Here is a 428-nt window from a genome sequence, read left to right as displayed (position 1 = left end):
GGGAATCCGTCAGGAGACTAAAGAAGTACGCAAGGCTGAGACAGATCAGATTAAGCTCTTTGTAGAGTACGCAAGGGCACAGGGGAGCCAGCACGCAGATCGGTAGTATGTGTCACTGACCAAGCTCATAAACCGCAGATTAGGCATAGAGAACGGCGGGAGGGACAAGGCAGACCAGAGGACGCTGATGCACTTAAAATCGCTGGAAACGGTAGTGGAGCTGCATCTGGCCACGCTGATGGTAGAGGGGCTGCCGTACAAGGAGATATATCAGGGAGTGAAGAAGTTTATCGAAGCACTGTAGGGAACATCACGGCCGAAAATTCGGCAGCCAGTTTGAGTGGTAAGAAAAGGGCGGTCCGCTTGGGCTGCCTTACTTCATATAAGGGCAATAATATCGATATATAAAACCCCGGATTGCTCCGGGG

At 51.4% G+C, this 428-nt stretch carries 1 protein-coding gene; it reads left to right on the top strand.

Annotated elements, in window-relative coordinates:
• Positions 1–109 precede the first annotated feature (109 nt).
• The gene (locus NE473_RS30295; protein ID WP_256265568.1) at positions 110–304 is read left to right on the top strand and encodes a hypothetical protein; all 195 of its coding nucleotides are present in this window, start codon (positions 110–112) and stop codon (positions 302–304) included.
• The last annotated feature ends 124 nt before the right edge of the window (positions 305–428 follow it).

Origin of the sequence: Hungatella sp. SL.1.14 (genome assembly GCF_024460495.1) — a bacterium.
Lineage (GTDB): Bacteria > Bacillota > Clostridia > Lachnospirales > Lachnospiraceae > Hungatella > Hungatella hathewayi.
This window is presented reverse-complemented; position numbering and strand designations above follow the sequence as displayed.